This is a genomic window from Flavobacterium qiangtangense (genome assembly GCF_042658345.1).
GTDB lineage: Bacteria > Bacteroidota > Bacteroidia > Flavobacteriales > Flavobacteriaceae > Flavobacterium > Flavobacterium qiangtangense.
This window is the reverse complement of sequence record NZ_JBHSQB010000010.1, coordinates 259,005-280,123: the sequence shown is the minus strand read 5'-3', so window position 1 is coordinate 280,123 and position 21,119 is coordinate 259,005. Positions and strand designations below refer to the sequence as shown.

The window sequence follows — 21,119 nt, the reverse complement described above, 5'->3', positions numbered from 1 at the left end:
TTGAATCTCGAAAAAAATCAAAGGCTTTTTGTTCATAGTTAATTTGCTGTGAAAAAGCTTGTAGTGAAGAGAATAATAAGGCGGACAGAAATAATATGTTTTTCATGGTAATAATAAAATAGATTAGTTTCCAAATATATAAACTTTTAGAATGTGTTTTTAAATAAAAAATCCCCAATCACAAATTGCAATTGGGGATTTTATTTATTCAAGAGAATCTTAATTCTAAAATCTCAATACTTAATTAGTTATTATTTGCCAAAACGTATTCACCAGAAGCTAAAAGTGCTTCCGCTTTTTTGAACTTCATAGTTTCAGTTTTTCCGCTTAAAACGTGTTTCACGGTAACGTTGTCGTTACGGTTGATTTTCGGTTGATCGCGAACGATTGTTTCTGTAACTTGAGGTCTTTGTGTTTGCTTCGCCTGTTCGCTAGCGCTCGAGTGACCAGCTTCGCGATTTACTGCTGCAGCTTCATCCGTATTTGGAATTTCATCTTTAGAAATTGTCAATTTTTCTTTTGGACGAGAAACTTCTTTTGCTTCTTGGATGTTTTGCGTGTTTTGTTGTGGCAAATCACCTTTGAACAAGAACGAAATTACTTCTTTGTTCACGTTGTCCAACATTTTTCGGAACAATTTAAAAGCTTCAAATTTGTAGATAAGCAATGGATCTTTTTGTTCGTGAACTGCCAATTGAACTGATTGTTTTAATTCGTCCATTTTGCGTAAGTGTTTTTTCCAAGCTTCATCAACGATGGCAAGCGTGATATTTTTCTCAAAATCACCAATCAATTGTGTTCCTTGAGATTCGTATGCTTTTTTCAAGTCAGTTACCACGTTCAAAGTCTTGATCCCGTCAGTAAAAGGAACCACGATTCTTTCGAATTGGTTGTTCTCATTTTCATACACATTGCTGATAATTGGGAAAGCTTCTCTTGCGCTTCTCGCTGTTTTTTCTGTATAGAAATCCAACGTTGCTTTGTACACTTTTCCTGTTAATTCTTGTGCAGAAAGTCTTGAAAATTCTTCTTGAGTTACCGGCGAAGTGATTGAGAAATAACGGATTAATTCGAATTCAAAGTTCTTGAAATCATTTGTTCCTTTGCTATCTTCAACAATTAATTCGCAAGTGTCATACATCATGTTTGCGATATCGACTTTCAAACGTTCTCCGTGCAATGCGTGACGACGACGTTTGTAAACCACTTCACGTTGTGCATTCATAACGTCATCATATTCCAATAAACGCTTACGAACACCAAAGTTATTTTCTTCTACTTTTTTCTGAGCACGCTCGATAGACTTAGTCATCATTGAATGCTGAATCACTTCGCCTTCTTTAAGACCTAATCTGTCCATCACTTTCGCTACTCTTTCAGAACCGAACAAACGCATCAAGTTATCTTCAAGAGAAACATAAAATTGAGAGCTACCAACGTCACCTTGACGACCAGCACGACCTCTCAACTGACGGTCAACTCGACGTGAATCGTGACGTTCTGTACCGATAATTGCCAAACCTCCCGCAGCTTTAACTTCTGGAGAAAGCTTGATATCGGTTCCACGACCTGCCATATTTGTTGCGATTGTTACAACGCCTGGTTTTCCAGCTTCTTCAACGATTTGTGCTTCTTGCTTGTGCATTTTAGCATTCAAAACGTTGTGCGGAATATTTCTCATCTTAAGCATACGGCTCAATAATTCAGAAATATCAACAGAAGTTGTTCCGATCAAAACTGGTCTTCCTTCTTCAGCCAATTTCGTTACGTCTTCAATAACGGCGTTGAATTTTTCACGCGTACTTCTATAAATCAAATCTTCTTTGTCTTTTCTGGCCATTGGTCTGTTTGTTGGAATTTCAACAACATCCAATTTGTAGATTTCCCAAAGTTCAGCAGCTTCTGTTACCGCAGTACCAGTCATACCGCCTAATTTGCTGTACATTCTGAAATAATTCTGAAGTGTAACAGTTGCAAAAGTTTGAGTAGCCGCTTCGATTTTTACGTTTTCTTTCGCTTCGATCGCTTGGTGCAGACCGTCAGAATAACGACGTCCGTCCATGATACGACCTGTTTGCTCGTCAACAATCATTACTTTGTTGTCCATGATCACATATTCAGTGTCTTTTTCGAACAAAGTATAGGCTTTCAACAATTGAGTCAAAGTGTGAATACGCTCGCTTTTGATACTGAAATCTTGGAATAGTTTTTCTTTTTCTTCCGCTTCAGCGTCTTTTTCAAGTTTCATTTTTTCGATTCTGGCAATCTCAGTTCCAATGTCTGGAAGTACGAAGAAATCGCTGTCAGTATCGCCAGAAAGGAATTGGATTCCGTTATCTGTCAATTCTACTTGATTGTTTTTTTCTTCAATCACAAAATACAAAGCCTCATCGATTTTGTGCATTTCGCGATTGTTGTCTTGCATGTAATGATTTTCCGTTTTTTGAAGTAATTGCTTAACGCCTTCTTCGCTCAAAAACTTAATCAATGCTTTATTTTTAGGTAGACTTCTGTAAGCTCTGTATAATAAAAACCCAGCTTCTTTTGTATTTCCTTCTTTTAATAATTTTTTAGATTCTGCCAAGAATCCGTTTGCCATTTGTCTTTGCAAGTTTACCAAGTGGTCCACTTTTGGCTTCAATTCATTAAATTCGTGACGGTCACCTTGAGGAACCGGACCCGAAATAATCAAAGGTGTTCTAGCATCATCAACCAAAACAGAATCGACCTCATCGACAATTGCAAAATTGTGTTTTCTTTGAACCAATTCTTCTGGCGTATGCGCCATATTGTCTCTCAAATAATCAAAACCAAATTCGTTATTTGTTCCATAAGTAATGTCGGCGTTATACGCTTTTCTTCTACCTTCGGTATTTGGCTGGTAATTGTCGATACATTCAACAGTCATTCCGTGAAATTCAAAAAGTGGCGCTTTCCACGTGCTATCACGTTTTGCCAAGTAGTCATTCACGGTAACAAGGTGAACTCCGTTTCCGGTCAAAGCGTTTAGATATAAAGGAAGCGTTGCCACCAATGTTTTACCTTCACCCGTTTGCATCTCAGCGATTTTTCCTTGGTGCAAAACGATACCACCAATTAGCTGAACGTCATAATGAATCATGTCCCAAGTGATCTGTTTTCCTGCTGCATTCCAAGTATTTGCCCAAGTTGCGTTGTCGCCTTGAATCTGAATGTAAGGTTTTGTAGCAGAAAGTTCTAAATCTTTTTGAGTCGCTTTTACGGTGATTTCAGTGTTGTCTTTGAATCTTTTTGCTGTTTCTTTTACAACTGCAAAAGCTTCAGGAAGAATTTCTAACAATGTTTTTTCTGAAATATCGTAAGCTTCTTTTTCTAGAGCATCGATAGAAGCATAGATGTCTTCTCTAGCATCGATATCTTGGATTTTTTCAACTTCCAATTTATAAGAAGCGATTTTAGCATCTTTATCTGCTCTTGCTTCTTTAATTCTTTCTTTGAAGACAATGGTTTTTGCTCTCAACTCATCGTGAGAAAGGGCTGCCAATGTTTCTTCGTATGCTCTAATTTTGGCGATAATCGGCATGATTGACTTTACGTCTTTCTCTGATTTATCTCCAACCAAAGCTTTTAATATGCTATTGATGAAACTCATGATTGTTATATATTTCTATTTATAAAATGTTGCAAATTTAAACAAAAAAAAAGCCTCGCGAGAGACTTTTCATTGTGATATTATTTTTTAATATTCATCCTCGTTCCAAAGATAATCTTCGTCAGTTGGATAATCTGGCCAAATTTCTTCCATTGATTCGTAGATTTCACCTTCGTCTTCTATAGATTGAAGATTTTCCACCACTTCTAATGGTGCTCCAGCTCTAATAGCATAGTCGATAAGCTCGTCTTTGGTAGCAGGCCACGGCGCATCACTTAAATAAGATGCTAATTCTAATGTCCAATACATCTGATATCGATTTTATAATTTATGCAAAAATAATTTTTTTACTGAATAAGTCAAGTAAAATTGTATTTATTTTAAAAAAAATGTAAGAACGTTTTCTGAGTTGGCAGTTTTCAGTGGTCAGTTTTCAGTTTTTTTGATGGTCTGAAAATCTGAAATCTACTATCTAAAGACTGAACACTGCAAACTGAACTACTGCTTTTCAGGAATCCATTTCACTTCGTCAGCCTTCAAGTCGTAGGACAACTTTCGTGCCAGTACAAAAAGGTAGTCAGAAAGTCGGTTTAAGTACTTGATGACGAACTCATCTGTGGGTTCCAGCTCGTTTAAATGTACCGAAAGTCGCTCTGCACGACGACAAACGCAACGTGCGATGTGACAATATGACACGGTTGTGTGTCCGCCTGGAAGCACGAAATGTGTCATTTGTGGCAATTGGCTTTCCATTTCATCGATTTCATTTTCAAGCAATTGTATGTCGCCTTCGATGATTTTTGGAATATTTAATCTTGGTTTTCCGTTTTTCAAAGTTTCTTTTTCGGGAGGTGTGGCCAAAATGGCACCAACTGTGAACAGCCTGTCTTGAATTTGGATTAAAATCTCTTTATAATGTGTGTTTATTTCTTGGTCACGAATTAATCCGATGTGGGAATTGAGTTCGTCAACGGTTCCGTAGCTTTCAATTCTGATGTGGTGTTTTGGAACTCGGTCGCCACCAAAAAGTGCTGTGGTTCCTTTATCGCCGGTTTTTGTATATACTTTCATTTTTGTTGGTCTAGTGTTTTGGGTGAAAGGTTCAGGGGTGTTTGCGTGATGTTTGTTGACAATATTGGTCTAAAAGTTTAAAAGGAGCCAGAAAGTTTGAAAATAGCCCCGATTGGCGGCAGTAGCTTTTTTTGATTTTTCTTCAAAAAAACTACTGCAGAAAGCGGGAATTTCGTTTAAAGAATGCTTGATGTTTGGCTTCTGAAAATCTAAATCTTAAATTATTTGTGCAACGTTATTTCTGTATTTATGTTGTCGCTTTCCACTAAACCGTCTCTTAATCTGATGATTCTGTGGGCGTATGCGGCGATGTCTTCTTCGTGGGTTACCAAGATTACGGTGTTTCCGTTGGCGTGAATTTCATTGAAAAGATTCATGATTTCTACCGAAGTTTTGCTGTCAAGATTTCCCGTGGGTTCATCGGCAAGGATAATTGACGGCCTGTTTACCAAGGCTCTGGCGACGGCCACACGCTGTCTCTGCCCTCCAGAAAGCTGGTTTGGCTCGTGATCCATTCTATCGGCAAGGCCCACTTGTGTTAGAACTTCTGTGGCCCTTTCTTTTCTTTCAGATTTTGAATATCCGGCATAAATCATTGGGAGCGCAACGTTATCTAAAGCCGTGGTTCTTGGCAAAAGATTAAAAGTCTGGAAGACAAACCCGATTTCTTTGTTTCGGATTTCTGCCAGATTATCGTCGGTCATTTGGCTGACATCGTTTCCGTTTAATATATAGGTTCCGGAAGTTGGCGTGTCTAAACATCCCAAAAGGTTCATCAAAGTGGATTTTCCCGAACCGGATGGCCCCATTAAAGCTACATATTCTCCTTTATTAATATTGAGGTCGATTCCTTTTAAAACGTTGATGACTTCGTTCCCGAGTTGAAAATCTCTTTTTATATTGGTAATCTTGATTAATGACATAGTGTTTATTTGAGCCCTAAAAGTAATGATTTTTTGATAAATGTGGGAATTATCGATTTAAGATAAAATTGTGAAATTTGCAGTTTCATATTAAATTATTGCTAAAGTATTAAGTTAAATTTCGATGATTATTTTTTTTGAAGTAATTTTAAATAACAATTTTAATTAAAACCAACCATTATGAAAAAGATTAATTTATTTGCAGGTGCGGCAGTTATCGCATTAGGATTCTCATCATGTGAGAAAAAGTCAACAACGGCAGAAGCTACTTTTGACAATTATGAAAAATATGTTGACTCAGTAAGCAATGTTTCAGTTGATGAAGCAAGAACAAATTGGGCAGCAATTGAAGCAGATTACAACGCAAAAACAGCAGAAGCTGAAGCAGAAATTGCAGCGCTTGAAGATAAAACTGCAGCTCAACAAAGACTTGATAAATCAAAAGCTAAATATGCTGAATTAAAAGCAAAATTAGACGCGCAATCAGCGGCAATGCCAGCAACTGACGCTACAACTCCAGCGCCTGGAGATAGAAAGCAAGTTTTAAGCGCGGCTTATTTTAAAGCTGGAAAAATTGGAGAAAAAATGGATTTTTCTTGGGTAAATAAAGATAATATCTTGACTGTTTACAACGATTTCTATAATGAATTCGAAACCAATAAAGATTCATACTCAAGAGAAGATTTTGATTACATCAAACAAATGTATGAAGCTTTAGATTCAAGAAAAAACACTGTTGAAAAAGAAGGTTTGTCATCAAAAGACAATGCTAAAATTGCAGAGTTGAAATTAAAATTCGCTCCAAAATTCAAATGGGAGAGAATGGGAGCTAAAGCTGAAGAAAACGCAGACGCTAAAAAATAATAACGATTTGAGTTAGGATGAAAATGACTGTCAGAAATGGCGGTCATTTTTTGTTTTAACCGATGCTTAACAACTTAAAATTTAATTATTTAGTAACTTTAATAGAAAAGTTGAACTATTAAATTTTAAAGTTATGCCAGAAAAAAGTCCAGGTCCGCAAGTCAAAGACAAAGACCAATACGAAGCATTGAGAGATAAAGGTTACAGCAAAGAAAAATCTGCGAGAATCGCCAATAGTAAAGGCGCTGAAAAGCGAGGAGGAAAGTCAGACAAATATGAAGACCAAACCAAACAGGAGATTTATGACGAAGCTAAAAAGGTGGGAATTGAAGGGCGTTCAAAAATGAGCAAAGCCGAATTAATAAAAGCATTACGCAATAATTAATGAAGCAATCCCCAAAGGTTTTTTATCCCTAAAATGTTATCCAAAAAGAAAGACTTGGACGTTCGAACTATAAAATGTTCCTTCTCTTGTTCTTTCCTGAAAAAAACAAAACCCCATTGAAATGTGTCCACCGTGACCGTTACTTCGGGGCGTTTTTTTATGGTTTCCCAAGCTTCTTCCATTCCTGATGACCAATGAATATCATCAAAAATCCAAACGGTTTCATTGGAAATTGTCGGTAAAAGCAATTCAAAATATTTTAAAGTTGCATCTTTTGAATGGTTGCCGTCGAAGTAAATTAGTTGGCAGTTTTCAGTTTTTAGTTGGCAGTTTTTCAGATAATGTTCAAATTCAGTTATAACAGAATTTACATTGAAATTGAATTTTTGAAATTGCGATTGAGCGACTTTTGCCGCTTCTTGACAACCTTCTAAAGTTGTGATTTCCGCAACATTGTTTACGGTTAAAGCAGAAGTTGCTAAACCTAATGATGTTCCGATTTCTAATATATTCTTAGGTTGAAAATAATTTACAACTCTAAATAAAAGCTTTGCATCTTTTGGAGAAATTCCGGCATTTTGGGCAATCTTGTTTATCGCTCGCGTATTCGATTTGAAAACTCTCGAACCGGCTCCAAAATCAGTGACTTCAATGGTGTTTTTATTTTGTAAAAGAGAATTTCTGTATTCTTCTAAAATTTTATATTCAGGGTAATTTGTATTGTCATAAAAACATTTTCGAATCAAATCAAATACAAATGGCGAATGAACTCCGTGTGCATTTGTTGATTTCCAGAGGAATTTCAGATAGGATTTAAAAATGTGTTGCATAGCGCGAAGATACAAAAGGCAAAAGTAACCGCAGATTCGCAGATTAAAAAATGATTTTAAAATTTTATAGAAAAAAATCCGTGCAAATCTTTGGAATCTGTGGCAAAAAATAAAACCTATCTTTGCATCCGATGAATTCGCAAAAGCAATTCAACCGAATGATAATGAACGAAGAAATAGTAACAAAAAATATACTTTCTGCCGAAGAAATAAATCGCTGTATTGCGGTTTTGGAACAATTAAATTCAGAAACTTCTCAGATTTTTGAAATTCCAAAGGAACAAAGGACAGCTTTAATCAAAGCAGCAGGAAAATTTTCCAGACCTGACCGAGAAGAATTTGCGAAGCGAAAAAAAGATGCAAAAGCATTGGCGAAACGCAAGGAAGAAAAACGCGACAGAACTGCTAGAAAAGAAACAGGAATCCGTTCAGCTCGAGAGGCGAGTATTTTTGTAGCCCCGAAATTATTGGCTTCAAATGAACTTTTGAACAGAGAAATTTTGGAACTAAAAATCCCAAAAATCTGCTACGTTTGCAAGATAAAATTCACTAAAATGCATCATTTTTATGACACAATGTGCACGGATTGTGGTGATTTTAATTATGCAAAACGTTTTCAAACCGCTGATGTAAACGGACAAATTGCCGTGATCACCGGTTCTCGTTTAAAAATTGGATATCATATAACTTTGATGTTGTTGCGAGGTGGTGCGACTGTCATTGCCACCACGCGTTTTCCAGTGGATTCCGCTACCCGCTTTGCGAAAGAAGAAGATTTTAAAGATTGGGGACATCGTTTGAAAATTCACGGACTAGATTTGCGACACATTCCAAGTGTGGAGATTTTCTGTAATTTCATCGAACAAAAATACGGGCGATTGGATATTTTGATTAATAATGCAGCACAAACCGTTAGACGTCCTGCAGGATTTTATACACACATGATGGAAAGCGAGGAGAAGCCAATTTCGTCGTTTCATCCAGATGTTCAAAGTTTGTTGAACGACCATTTGAATTGTTTGGAGGAATTAAAAGTCTTGACCATCGGAGCTTCATCTAACCAAAATATGCCGGTAACTTGGCACGGCCCGGAACCTGGAATTGGTTTGAGGGCTTCCGCCAAATTATCGCAGATTCCCTACTCGTTCGACAATACATTGGTGGCTCAAGAAGTTTTCCCAGAAGGTGAATTGGATGCCGATTTGCAACAAGTCGATTTACGAAAAACAAATAGCTGGCGATTGAAATTGGGTCAGATTGAAACAACCGAAATGATTGAAGTGCAGTTGGTCAATTCGGTAGCGCCATTTGTGCTCTGCAACCGACTTTCGGAAGTAATGAAGAAAGACAATACGGGCAAAAAACACATCATTAACGTTTCTGCAATGGAAGGCAAATTCTACCGAGATTTTAAGGAAGACCGCCATCCGCATACCAATATGGCGAAAGCAGCTCTGAATATGTTGACTCACACTGCAGCAGGAACATTAGCAAAAGACGGAATTTTTATGAATGCAGTTGACACTGGTTGGGTAACCGACGAAGATCCAGCTGAACTAGCAAAAAGAAAGCAAGAAGAACAAGATTTTCAGCCACCATTGGATATTGTTGATGGCGCAGCAAGAGTCATGGATCCGTTATTTGATGGAATAAATACTGGAAAACATTGGTGCGGAAAATTTTTGAAAGATTATAATCCGATTGCTTGGTAAAATAGGAAACCGCAAAAATTTTGCGGTTTTTTTATGTTTAAAATCGATAGCCAAGTCTCAATCCAAATGAAAAGTTAGCTTTATATCCCGAAGATTCTTCCATATCAGTATCTCCAAATAAATCATGAGGACCGTTGTCTTCAACGTGTCCCAAATGAGGGTTATAAGATCGATCGAAGTTTTTTATATGTCGATTCATTATTCCAATATACATATAAGGTTCAAGTACAAAATGACCAAATTGTCTTTGAAACCCTAATGCTAAATTGGCTCCGAAAATCTTTTTTTTGACGCCAAAATTATCTTTATATAATTCTTCATTTTCACTTTCTTCAAAATAATAGCTCGTGTTTCTACTGAATTGATTTTCTCGATAAAATGCTTGAAATCCGGCATAGACACCGTCGGAAATCCTTCTTCGACTTTTATTTTTTTTGTAGTAGTTCAAGAAATAAAATCTCCCTTCTGCATTTGCTCTAAAACCTTTTGAATCGATCGAAACTGTGTCGACTGAATTACCCAAATCATAGAGTTGCAAGCCAAGTTCTCCTTGTACACTAAAGGAATTGTTGAACTTTCTCTCCAAGGCAAATTGCACAGCAGGGAACGAGAAACCGTCGACAAGAGCTGTTGCATTTAATTTTAGGATGTAAGAATGTTCATCGTTTTTTTCTTGTGAAAAGAATAAGTTTGGAGAGCATATAAAAATTGCAACGCAGAAAATTTTCAACTTTTTGAGGAAATTCATTTTTGAATATTTGTTGTAGTTAATAGATGCAGAAATTTCTTATTGGTTGCTTGAAATTTCTTATAATATCAAAAATGAATTAAGTTTTTACGAACCAGCAATAGGACTTCCAAAAATTCCTACAGCCATTTCTGCCCAAACTAAGAAAAGAACCATTAAAGTTCCTATTATCATTACGATTCTAGCTTTTTTGCTTCTTATATTTCTCGCTACAACTTCAATTACAATTCCGGTTCCCAATAAAAGAATCCCAGCAATTATAAAATCAGATAGGGTCCAAACTACCTCGCTTGTAAATTGCATCGCAATCAAAGGAATACACAATAGCACCGCTATCGTTAGCAAAATGCCTATAAATCTTTTGTTTTTCATGATATTTCAAGTTTAAATTCTTGACAAATGTAATAAACTTTGAAATACAAAGTACTTTTAAATAAAAAATATTTTATACTTTTGAAAAAAAATAAATGGTTATGGAATTATTTGTAAAACAAAATTCAATCGTTCGAAAGATTTGGGGAAAGAGTGACACGGTACTTTTTATTTTCGCAGGAGCTTCGGCCGAATTTGCTTTAAATAAAGCTGTTGATTGGTTGTATTATACTGGAAAATTGCCATCAGACCCATTGGGCAGGCTTTTTTCAACCGTCGGATATGCCCGAAAAATTGTTTTTTCGTCAACCGAAGAAGCCAATCAATCGATAGATTTTATAACACATATCCACGCTTCGGTAGAAAAGAGTAGGGAAATGTCAATTCCTGATTGGGCTTATCGCGATGTGCTTTTTATGCTCATTCACTATTCTATCGCTTCGTTTGAATTGCTCGAAAGAAAGCTTACTCATCCAGAAAAAGAAGAAGTCTACAATGTTTTTTACCGTGTTGGCTTGCGAATGGGTTTGAAAGAATTATCCAAAAATTACAACGATTGGTTGCCTGTTCGCGATGCGCATTTAGAAGAAAATCTTGAAAAAAGTAAATTCACCATCGATTTATTCAAGCAATATAAAAAGCATCTTGGAGCAATTCGATTCACTATATTAATAGGAGTCCAAAAATTAATTATACCCAAAATTGCAAAGGACAAGCTTTTTAAAAATGATTTTACCTTGTTGAAACCAGTAATACAATTCTACAAAATAAGCAGAACTGTAAAGCTGGATACCACCATAAAAAATCTTCTTCTTCCCTCAAATTATAAAAATCAAATCAAAGAAATCGACATCCCCAAAACAATTTCAAAAGAAAAACCACAACCAAATTAAATTCAGTTGTGGTTTTTTATATTTCTTAATTAACCTTAATTCCTTAATGGTTCAAAACTTTGCGTCTTCGCGCCTTTGCGAGAACTATCCCTCCATTTTAGCACTCAACTCAAACCATCTCTCCTCTTTGTCTTCCATCTTTTTGATAATCACCTGCAATTCATTTGCTCTTTTTTCAATCTCTGCATCCGCCACTTTTCCTTCAGAAAATAACAATTCAATCTTAGATTTTTCAATCTCCAAATCCTTAATTTCACGTTCAATTTTTTGGAATTCCTTCTGCTCGTTAAAAGTCAAATTTCCAGTCGGATTATTTTGTTTCCAAGCTTTTTTCTCCGTTTTATTGTCTTCTTTCTGTTGCACGTCAGCGCTGTCTTCGTAGGCTCTAAAATCAGAATAATTCCCAGGAAAATTCTCAATTTCACCTTCGCCTCTGAATACGAATAAATGATCTACAATCTTATCCATGAAATATCTGTCGTGTGAAACCACCAACAAACATCCCGGATAATCCAATAGAAAGCTCTCCAAAACATTCAAAGTCACGATGTCCAAATCATTTGTTGGCTCATCCAGAATCAAGAAATTCGGATTCTGAATCAAAACTGTACATAAATACAAACGTTTTAGCTCACCACCGCTTAATTTTTCTACAAAATCGTACTGTTTTTTCGCATCAAAAAGAAAACGTTCCAACAATTGTGAAGCCGAAATAATCTTCCCTTTTGTCAGCGGAATATATTCGCCGTATTCCTTAATAATATCAATAACGCGCTGTCCAGGTTTTGGATTAATCCCGCTTTGTGTATAATAACCGACTTTAATCGTTTCACCAACAACCACTTTTCCAGAATCAACAGGAATTGTTCCTGTCAATAAATTCAAGAAAGAAGATTTTCCCGTTCCATTCTTCCCGATAATCCCAATTCGTTCGCCACGCTGAAAGTCAAAACTGAAATTATCCAAAATCACTTTGTCGCCAAATTTCTTTGAAATCTTGTGAAGCTCAATGATTTTGCTTCCCATTCTTTCCATGTTGATTTCAAGTTCGACTTTATTTTCCTTACGTCGGCTTTCGGCTTTTTCCTTGATTACGTAGAAATCATCTTGACGCGATTTACTCTTTGTAGTTCTTGCTTTCGGCTGTCTTCGCATCCATTCCAATTCTTTTTTGAAAAGATTTTGCGCTTTATCAACACTCGAATTTTCTGAAGCAATTCGCTCTTCTTTTTTCTCCAAATAATAAGAATAATTTCCTTTATATTGGTATAATTTTCCGTTGTCTAATTCAATGATTTCATTACAAACGCGCTCTAAAAAGAAACGGTCGTGCGTCACCATAAACAACGTGATGTTTTCTTTTGCAAAATAACTTTCCAGCCACTCAATCATCTCTAAATCCAAGTGATTCGTAGGTTCATCCAAAATCAAAAGATCCGGACGATTGATCAAAATAATCGCCAAAGACAATCTTTTTTTCTGTCCACCCGAAAGATTTTTTACCTTCAAACTAAAATCTTCCAGCTTCAATTTAAACAAAATTTGCTTAAACTGCGTTTCAAAATCCCACGCGTTAAACTGATCCATTCGGTCAAAAGCTCTTTGATAAGCTTCCTCATCTTCCGGATTTTCTAGCGCTTTTTCATATTGGTGAATTACTTCCAAAGTCTCATTATCACTCGCAAAAATGCTTTCTTCAATCGTCAATTCTTCCTGCAAATTATTGTCTTGAGAAAGAAAAGCCATCTTAATATCTTTTCGAATCACAACTTGTCCGGTATCAGATTCGTCCTCGCCATTGATAATTCGCATTATTGACGTTTTCCCAGAACCATTTTTCGCAATAAAAGCAATTTTCTGATCCTTGTTGATTCCAAAAGAAATGTCCTTAAAAAGCGTTCTTTCGCCAAAGGATTTTGAGATATTTTCTACTGATAAATAATTCACTATACTAATTTTTGTGCAAAAGTAAGCTTTTATTTTTTCTTGAAACGAACGGCTTTGCTTTTACGCACTCATCGTTTTTTAGAAGCAAAAATAAGCTGACGAATTCCTGAGTATTGCGTTGGTTTTTTAGGCAAATTGAGCAAAAACTGCGTGTTTTGAAAACTCTTCACATTTGTGTTTTTTTAAAGCAAATATGAGTTATATTCACATTATTTTGTATTTCATAGATTTTATAAATCACATTATTAAGCCTGCATGTTCAAATGATAATAGTAAAGATTGAAAATTTAATAAGTCGATTATATCTTTTTTTCTTGCTTTTGATAATAGCTTTAGCGGCATTCGCTTGTAGCGATAGCAACACCAGTACTGCTAGCATCAAAAAGGGAAATGACACCAAACAAGTTGATAACTATATCGATTTCAATAAAGAAAAGATAGATGTAGCGTATTCCATGGAGCAATTGGACAATACGATGGGTTTATCCAATAGCTCGGTAAACTGTATTTTTCAAGATTCGCAGAAATTCTTGTGGGTAGGAACTTGGGACGGTTTAAATCGCTATGATGGAAAAAAATTTAAAATTTTTAGGCCAGAACAAGGAGTTTTAAACTCGCTTAGCAATCAAGTAGTAACTAAAATTTTTGAAGATGCTTCGGGTTCGATTTGGATTTTAACAAATCACGGTATAAATCGATACGACAAATTGAAAAATCAATTCAATAATTTTTATTTTTCTAGAAAGAATAAGCCGCCGTTATCAGAATCTGAATTTAACATAGCTCTGAATAGTTCAGGCGAAGTGTTTTGTGCTGTAAAGGATTGGGGTGTAGGCTATTTTGATGGGTCTGAGTTTGTAAAATTAAAAAATTCACATCTTCATGATAAGTCGATAATAAAAACTGAATTTTCAACGAATGGTCAATTATTGTTGTTGACTGACTCTAATGAGCTTTTTGCCGTGACAATCGAAAATAAATCAAAAACGATAACAAATGTAACGTTCATATCAAAAGAAATTCAAAATTTCAACGTATTACCCGATGGAAGCATTATTTCAATTAAAACATCAGACGAAATTGTTTTAATCAATTTACAAAAGAATCAGGAGCAAAAGCTTTCTTACAAGGGCGTGAAATCAATCGTGGGCGTTTATAAAGATGGAATTCTATTTTCCGGAAGAAACGGTTTCTTTCTTTCTGATTTTCAAGGCAAGGAGTTACAAGCCAATTGGTTTAGATTTTTAAAAAATCAAAAAATCACTTCGTTTGTTAGCGGTACTGAAGATATCATGTGGGCTGGAACTGACGGCGATGGATTGTTTAAAATATTTCCTGACAAGAAGGCATTCAACCTTGTTGATGAGAACACGATTCCAGAGCTGGATGGTGGCATTGTTCGTTCATTTTTAGAACCAGAAACAAATGAGCTTTGGATTGGCACAAAAGGCAAGGGCATATTTAGGATTACTGGCGAGCGCTCGCTGAAAGGCGAGCCTTTAAAGTATCAAAAATTTGATGAAAATTCTGGATTATCCAGCAATGCCATATATGCGTTGTGCAAAGGAGCGGACGAATTGATTTTTATAGGTTGCGATGGAAAAGGAATTTCTGTTTTCGACAAAGTCAATAATAAAATTATCACTTGGGACCAAATTGAAGGCAGTGCAGATTGTGACTACTTTAAATCTGTTTACACCATTCATGCTGATGAATCAGGATTTTTGTGGTTAGGTACTAACGGCTACGGAATGGTTCGTTGCAAAATCATCAGAAACGGAGCAAAGTTAAAGATTAGCGATTTTAAAATTTATAAGGCAGGGAAAGGCGAAGGAAAGGGTTTGAGTAGTAATATTATCTTTTCAATATTGCCAAAAGACAGTTTGCATCTCTGGATAGGGACGCGTCTTGGAGGCCTCAACCTTTTTGATAAAAGTTCAGAAGATTTTACCGTTTATAAAAACAATCCTGCAGATAAAAGTACACTTTCCAATAATGACATTCTTTGTCTTGCAAAAGAAGAAAAAACGGGAAAACTTTGGATTGGAACTAGCTTTGGACTTAACGTTTTGGAAAAATTACCAGATGTTGGACCTGCTAAATTTAAAAGCTTTACGGTTAAAGATGGACTTCCAAATAATACAATACACGGAATTGTACCTTATGGAAATAAAAACTTATGGATTAGTACCAATCTCGGGTTATCGAATTATTCGTCTAGTTCACTAAAGTTTACAAATTATTCTGTAAGCGATGGTCTTCAAAATAATGAATTCGCTGATGGAGCCTATTACAAGAGTAGCAATTCAGAAACTATCTTTTTTGGAGGCATAAAAGGCTTCAACTATTTTAATCCTAAACAGGTTAAAGAATCTAATGTAATGCCAGATTTGTTTATTGACAAGGTTACTGGACAAAATGCAGATTTTCCTTATTTTCAAGGATTGGTAATTTCTCCAAATTCTAAAGTCACGCCTTCGGTAACCTTAAAACACAGCGAAAACTTTTTTGATGTCCATGTGGGCGTACTAACTTATTTAAACAATGAGAAATGCAAATATGCCTATCAATTAAAAGGTTTTGATAAAGAGTGGAAGTCGATTGAAAATAGAGATGTCATATCATTTACTAATGTGCCTCACGGTAATTATAAGCTTTGGATGAAATGGACAAATGCAGACGGAATTTGGAGCCAGCCAATCTGCGCTATTGACATTACGGTAACTCCTGTTTTCTGGCAGACAAATATGGCAATTGCTGTCTATGGAATACTATTAATTTCTTTTTTATTATTTGTAAAGAGTTATTATTTAAAAAGACAGTCGCTTAGTCAAAGTATTGTAATTCGAAAAAAAGAAGAAGAGCTCCATGAGAACCGTCTTGTGTTTTTTACCAATATTGCTCATGAATTTCTCACGCCGCTAACACTTATCGTTGGACCGGTTCAAAAACTAGCTGAGGTAACTGGCCTTGATGAAAGGAGTGAAAGATTTGTTAAGCTCATTGAACGTAACGCTGCCCGTTTGCTGATTTTAACACAGCAATTGCTCGAATTTAGAAAGATGGAACATGAAGAGGTGGAAATCCAAGTAAAGGAATTTGATTTAGTAGGCTTGCTGGAACAGATTGCAGAACTTTTTGACGATTGGGCGTTAGATAAGAGCATTAATTACAATGTCAATTTTCCACAACAACTTGTGGGTTGGTATGACAAAGATAAAATTGAAAAAATCATCTTTAATTTGATGTCTAATGCTTTTAAGTATACGCCGCACAACGGCAAAATTGATTTAGAAGTTTATATAGAAGCAGAAAAAAAGAAAGTAGCCATAAAGGTTACAAATACTGGGAAAGGAATTCCAAAGGGAAAATTAGATTCATTATTTGACCGATTTTTTCTTTCAGATGCTGGCGTCGCTATTGATCCTGAAGTTTTGAGAACAGGTATAGGTTTGGCTTACATCAAGAAATTAGTCACTCTTCTCGGAGGCGAAATAAATGTTTCAAGTATTCCCGACGTTAAAACTACTCTTGTAGTTTATATTCCATGTTCTAAAGAATCTTTCAAGGATAGAGATGTCTTCGCAGATAAAAAACCAATCATAATTTCTTCACATTTAAAAAGCATCTTAACTGAAATTGAGGAAACAAAACCAGTAAATCCAGAAAAAGTGATCTCTTTAGAACAGCTAGAGAAACAGCAACCCACAATATTGATTGTTGAAGATGACAAAGAAATTCATATTTTCTTAAAGCAGCTTTTAGATGAAAATTATACTATTTTAACAGCATCCAATGGCTTGGAAGCGCTTGAAATAATGGAAACTAAAATCCCAGATTTGATTATAAGTGATGTAATGATGCCAATGATGGATGGAGTTGAACTTTGTAAAAAAGTAAAATCCGACCTATTGACTTGTAATATCCCTTTTATCATGCTGACTGCAAAAGAGTCTGTGCTGCACAGAATAGAAGGATTAGAAAGCGGAGCAAATTCCTATATTCCAAAGCCTTTTTATCCAAAACATTTACAAATCAGAATTCAAAAGCTCTTAGAAGAAAAAGAAAATATTGGACGTCATTTTCTGCAAGATCAACAATTTACCAGCTTAACACTCAATAATACCACCAGTCAAAAAGACTTTATTAGAGAAGTTATCGAAGTCATCCGAAAAAGTATCGATGATGAAAATCTTCAAAGCGCATTGATAGAAAAAACTTTGGGAATTAGCACGTCGAAACTTTATAGGAAAACAAAAGACATATTCAATTTGAGTCCCGGAGAATTGATTAGAATTATTCGACTGAAGTATGCAGCAGAGTTGCTTCGAAAGGATGAAATGACTGTGTCAGAAGTCTGTTATAAGTCTGGATTTAATAACCGTTCTTACTTTTACAGAGAGTTCAAGAAGGTTTATAGCACGACGCCAAAGAATTATCAGATGGATTATAAGAATAAGAGACTTCGGTTTTAATAAGTTGAAAATCAAACTATTTCGTTTTCGTATACACAATTGAACAAATAGTGTACAGCTTTTTTAGGGTTCAGAAATTACTTTTATGCAAAAATTTTAGTGATTATTTATGATATTCATTTTTTTTTATCATTTTATTGAAATTATTAAATTTTGTTCAAGTTACTAACCATTAATCTCGCTTTATGAAAAACAAAATTATTTTAAATCTAGTAACGCTTTTCTTTCTGGCAGTTGCGGGCGCCACGCATGCGCAATCTGTCACAGGTGCCGTTTCTGACAATGCAGGCCCACTTCCTGGAGTCTCGATAGTAGTAAAAGGAACAAATCAAAGTACGATTACTGACTTTGATGGAAATTATTCTATTAACATGGTATCGCCAGGTGTGCTGGTGTTTAGCTATGTTGGTTATGAAACCCAAGAAAAAAATGCATCACCTGGAACCGCAGTAAATTTGGTCATGACCGTTGATTCAAAAGTATTAGAAGAAGTTGTAGTTACCGGGTATGTGGGACAGCGAAAAAACTCTATTTCTGGAGCAGTTTCAGAAGTGAACATGCAAAACTTTTCTAAAACTAGAGTTCCTGATATCACACAGGCATTACAAGGGCAAGTTGCCGGAGTATTTGTGGCAGCTAGTACTGGAGCACCTGGTGACGGTATACGATTAAGAATTAGAGGTGAAGGAACTTTAGGTAACAATGACGCATTGTATATCGTAGATGGAATTCCTACAAGAGATATTACTTTCCTTAATCAAAATGACATAAAAAGCATGACCGTTCTTAAAGATGCGGCAGCAGGAGCTATTTATGGTTCCAGAGCTGCGGGCGGCGTTGTTGTAATTACTACAAATAAAGGTCAAGCAGGAAAATCTACCTTTGATGTAGACGTTTTTACTGGAGTACATTTTGCAACAAACTTGCCAGATATGCTTAATGCATCGCAATATTTGGATATGGAAGAACTTGCATGGAATAATAGTACAAAAAACATCCCAGGTGCCGTAAATCCTTATGCCCGCGACCGCAATGAAAGAATTTTTGCAGACACAGACTGGCTTGATGAATTATTTACAACCGGTCTTTCAACAAACTTTCAAGTTTCAGCTAGCGGCGGAACAGAGAAAACCCAATATCTTATCTCAGGAGGTTACTATGGAATTGATGGAATTGTGACAGAAAATAACGATAAATACAAACGTGTCAATTTTAGAACTAATGTAAATTCAAATGTGTCTGACAGGTTTTCTGTGGGTACAAATATGCAACTTAATTTTATTCAACAAGATAGACTTTCTTCTAGTGGAGATGCGCCAGGCGTTATTCGTCATGCGTTAATTCGTCCACCTGTTTTAAGTGTTTATAAAGACGTGAATGACCCAACATATTCTGCGAATGACCCGTATACGGATTTGCCGTTTTACACAGGCCCTGATCAAGGATGGAGTCAAGACTACGAGTACAGCTCAAATCCGCTTGCGATAGTTCATTTTACAGATGACAAAAGAAGAACTTTTCAAGTATTTGGAAATGTGTATGCGGAGTATGCTCTACTAAGCGACAAATCTTTAAAATTTAGAAGTAACCTTGGTGCTGATATTAAATTTCTGCACAGTAAGGTTTTTTCAGAAAACTACGGAGACCCAAATATCGCCAGCGTGAGTGATGTGAACTTTGGACTTGGAAGAAATAACAGGCCAAATAGCTTAAACGAAAACAGAGGAGAAAACATCACATTTACATGGTCAAATACGCTTAATTATATTAAAAATTTTAATGATAATCATAGCGTAAACCTGCTTTTAGGTACAGAGATGATTAAAAATAAAAGTGCAGCAATTGGTGGAGCCAGATCAAGCTTTGACAATACATCAGATCCTTTTAGATACTTAGATTATGGAGGATTAGGAAGTGCAACAACATTATATCCATACAGCTCTGGTAATCAAGAACAATGGAGTTTGCTTTCTTACTTTGCTTCTGGAACATATGGTTTCAAAGAGAAATATTTTGCAACGGCCACAGTTCGTGCAGATGCTTCTTCACGTTTCGGCCCAAATAATAAGTGGGGTTATTTTCCATCCGTTTCTGGTAACTGGGTGGTTTCAAACGAAGATTTTATGAAGGACGTATCATGGTTATCAAACTTAAAGCTTCGCGCAAGCTGGGGTAAAAATGGTAATCAGGAAATTCCAAACAATGCTTTCCAAACATTTGTTACCACAAATGCAAACGGAACTGACATTATTCGTTATGGAAATCCAAACCTTAAATGGGAGGAGACGACACAGACCAACTTTGGTATCGACTTTGGCATCATCAGTAACAAGTTAACTTTTTCGGTTGATTACTTTAAGAAAGAAACAGATGACATATTGCTAACACTGGGATTGCCAGGTGTTTCGGTGGGTAGCATTCAGTCGACTTACATTAATGCAGGATCAGTTACCAATAAAGGTTTCGAATTTATGCTGAACTTTCAAAATAACGACAACGACTTTAAATATGGCGTCAGTGCAAACTTGGCTACTTTAAAAAATGAAGTTACTGGATTGCATTCTAACGTGAGGTTGCTGGAAGATACTTTTTCAAATACAAGAACAGTTGCTGGACAACCGATAAATGCTTATTATGGATACCAATTTGATGGAATTTACCAAAATATGGCAGAGATAAATTCACACTTGTCAGCTGGCGCAGGAACTACGCAACCAGGAGATATTCGATTCAGGGATTTGAATGGCGACGGTGAAATTAATGCCAATGACAGAACATTCATTGGAAATCCAATTCCAAAATTGACTTACGGACTTTCGTTCAATGCTGCTTACAAGAATTTTGACATCTCTTTCTTATTCCAAGGAGTGGAAGATGTGGACCGTTACAATGATTTAAAACAAATCTTAGATTATGATGGGCGTCCATTTAATTCGACCACAGCGGTATTAAATAGTTGGAACGGAGAAGGAACAAGCAACACAATTCCTCGCGTGACACAAAATGATAACGGAGGAAGCAGAATTTCAAGCATTTTTGTGGAAGACGCTTCTTATTTACGATTAAAAAATCTTGAAATAGGCTATACTTTTAATGGAAAAGAATGGTCAGGAATTTCAAACTTTAGAGTGTATGTATCAGGTCAAAATTTATTGACATGGACAGATTACAGCGGATTGGATCCAGAATCAACGCTGTTGAAAGACCAAGGAACATATCCTCAATCGACATCAGTAATGCTGGGAGCAAGAATAAAAATCTAAAAAAA

General features: G+C 35.9%; 14 protein-coding genes. 6 read left to right on the top strand and 8 right to left on the bottom strand.

Going from position 1 to position 21,119, the window contains the following annotated elements:
* Nucleotides 1–244: 244 nt before the first annotated feature.
* From secA to ACFPVY_RS15145, 4 genes are all read right to left on the bottom strand, one after another.
* On the bottom strand, nt 245–3,631 hold the full coding sequence (gene secA, locus ACFPVY_RS15160) for a preprotein translocase subunit SecA (protein WP_379792971.1): 3,387 nt from the start codon (nt 3,629–3,631) through the stop codon (nt 245–247).
* Nucleotides 3,632–3,718: 87 nt separating this feature from the next.
* Nucleotides 3,719–3,940 carry a DUF2795 domain-containing protein gene (locus ACFPVY_RS15155; protein ID WP_022828503.1) on the bottom strand — a complete coding sequence of 74 codons (222 nt, stop codon included), beginning with the start codon at nt 3,938–3,940 and terminating at the stop codon, nt 3,719–3,721.
* A gap of 189 nt (nt 3,941–4,129) precedes the next feature.
* On the bottom strand, nt 4,130–4,702 hold the full coding sequence (locus tag ACFPVY_RS15150) for a cob(I)yrinic acid a,c-diamide adenosyltransferase (RefSeq protein ID WP_379792970.1): 573 nt from the start codon (nt 4,700–4,702) through the stop codon (nt 4,130–4,132).
* A 221-nt stretch (nt 4,703–4,923) separates the two neighbouring features.
* Nucleotides 4,924–5,625 (bottom strand): ABC transporter ATP-binding protein, encoded by a 702-nt coding sequence (locus ACFPVY_RS15145; protein WP_379792969.1) that lies wholly within the window; start codon nt 5,623–5,625, stop codon nt 4,924–4,926.
* A gap of 180 nt (nt 5,626–5,805) precedes the next feature.
* Between ACFPVY_RS15145 and ACFPVY_RS15140 the strand changes: the two genes are divergently transcribed.
* Nucleotides 5,806–6,489, top strand: a complete 684-nt coding sequence (locus ACFPVY_RS15140; RefSeq protein WP_379792968.1) for a hypothetical protein — start codon at nt 5,806–5,808, stop codon at nt 6,487–6,489.
* Nucleotides 6,490–6,622: 133 nt separating this feature from the next.
* Nucleotides 6,623–6,874, top strand: coding sequence for a DUF7218 family protein (locus ACFPVY_RS15135; protein WP_379792967.1), 252 nt, complete (start codon nt 6,623–6,625; stop codon nt 6,872–6,874).
* On the opposite strand, the gene ACFPVY_RS15130 is transcribed toward ACFPVY_RS15135, so the two are convergent.
* Nucleotides 6,871–7,704, bottom strand: a complete 834-nt coding sequence (locus ACFPVY_RS15130; protein ID WP_379792966.1) for an O-methyltransferase — start codon at nt 7,702–7,704, stop codon at nt 6,871–6,873. The genes ACFPVY_RS15135 and ACFPVY_RS15130 overlap by 4 nt on opposite strands.
* A 164-nt stretch (nt 7,705–7,868) precedes the next feature.
* Between ACFPVY_RS15130 and ACFPVY_RS15125 the strand changes: the two genes are divergently transcribed.
* Nucleotides 7,869–9,416, top strand: a complete 1,548-nt coding sequence (locus tag ACFPVY_RS15125) for an SDR family oxidoreductase (RefSeq protein WP_379792965.1) — start codon at nt 7,869–7,871, stop codon at nt 9,414–9,416.
* Nucleotides 9,417–9,453: 37 nt separating this feature from the next.
* On the opposite strand, the gene ACFPVY_RS15120 is transcribed toward ACFPVY_RS15125, so the two are convergent.
* Together ACFPVY_RS15120 and ACFPVY_RS15115 are read right to left on the bottom strand one after the other, a co-directional pair.
* Nucleotides 9,454–10,164 carry a hypothetical protein gene (locus ACFPVY_RS15120; RefSeq protein ID WP_379792964.1) on the bottom strand — a complete coding sequence of 237 codons (711 nt, stop codon included), beginning with the start codon at nt 10,162–10,164 and terminating at the stop codon, nt 9,454–9,456.
* Nucleotides 10,165–10,251: 87 nt separating this feature from the next.
* A complete protein-coding gene (locus ACFPVY_RS15115) occupies nt 10,252–10,536 on the bottom strand; it encodes a hypothetical protein (protein ID WP_379792963.1) in 285 nt (94 codons plus the stop codon).
* A 101-nt stretch (nt 10,537–10,637) separates the two neighbouring features.
* On the opposite strand from ACFPVY_RS15115, the gene ACFPVY_RS15110 reads away from it, so the two are divergent.
* Entirely contained in the window at nt 10,638–11,429 is a 792-nt protein-coding gene (locus ACFPVY_RS15110; protein ID WP_379792962.1) for an oxygenase MpaB family protein, read from the top strand.
* 84 nt (nt 11,430–11,513) lie between these two features.
* Here ACFPVY_RS15110 and ACFPVY_RS15105 read toward each other — a convergent pair whose 3' ends face one another.
* Nucleotides 11,514–13,376 (bottom strand): ABC-F family ATP-binding cassette domain-containing protein, encoded by a 1,863-nt coding sequence (locus ACFPVY_RS15105; protein ID WP_379792961.1) that lies wholly within the window; start codon nt 13,374–13,376, stop codon nt 11,514–11,516.
* A 263-nt stretch (nt 13,377–13,639) separates the two neighbouring features.
* Here ACFPVY_RS15105 and ACFPVY_RS15100 point away from each other — a divergent pair, with 263 nt between their 5' ends.
* Together ACFPVY_RS15100 and ACFPVY_RS15095 are read left to right on the top strand one after the other, a co-directional pair.
* Complete coding sequence (locus tag ACFPVY_RS15100) at nt 13,640–17,851, top strand: hybrid sensor histidine kinase/response regulator transcription factor (protein ID WP_379792960.1); 4,212 nt, start codon at nt 13,640–13,642, stop codon at nt 17,849–17,851.
* 185 nt (nt 17,852–18,036) lie between these two features.
* A complete protein-coding gene (locus tag ACFPVY_RS15095) occupies nt 18,037–21,114 on the top strand; it encodes a SusC/RagA family TonB-linked outer membrane protein (RefSeq protein ID WP_379792959.1) in 3,078 nt (1,025 codons plus the stop codon).
* The last annotated feature ends 5 nt before the right edge of the window (nt 21,115–21,119 follow it).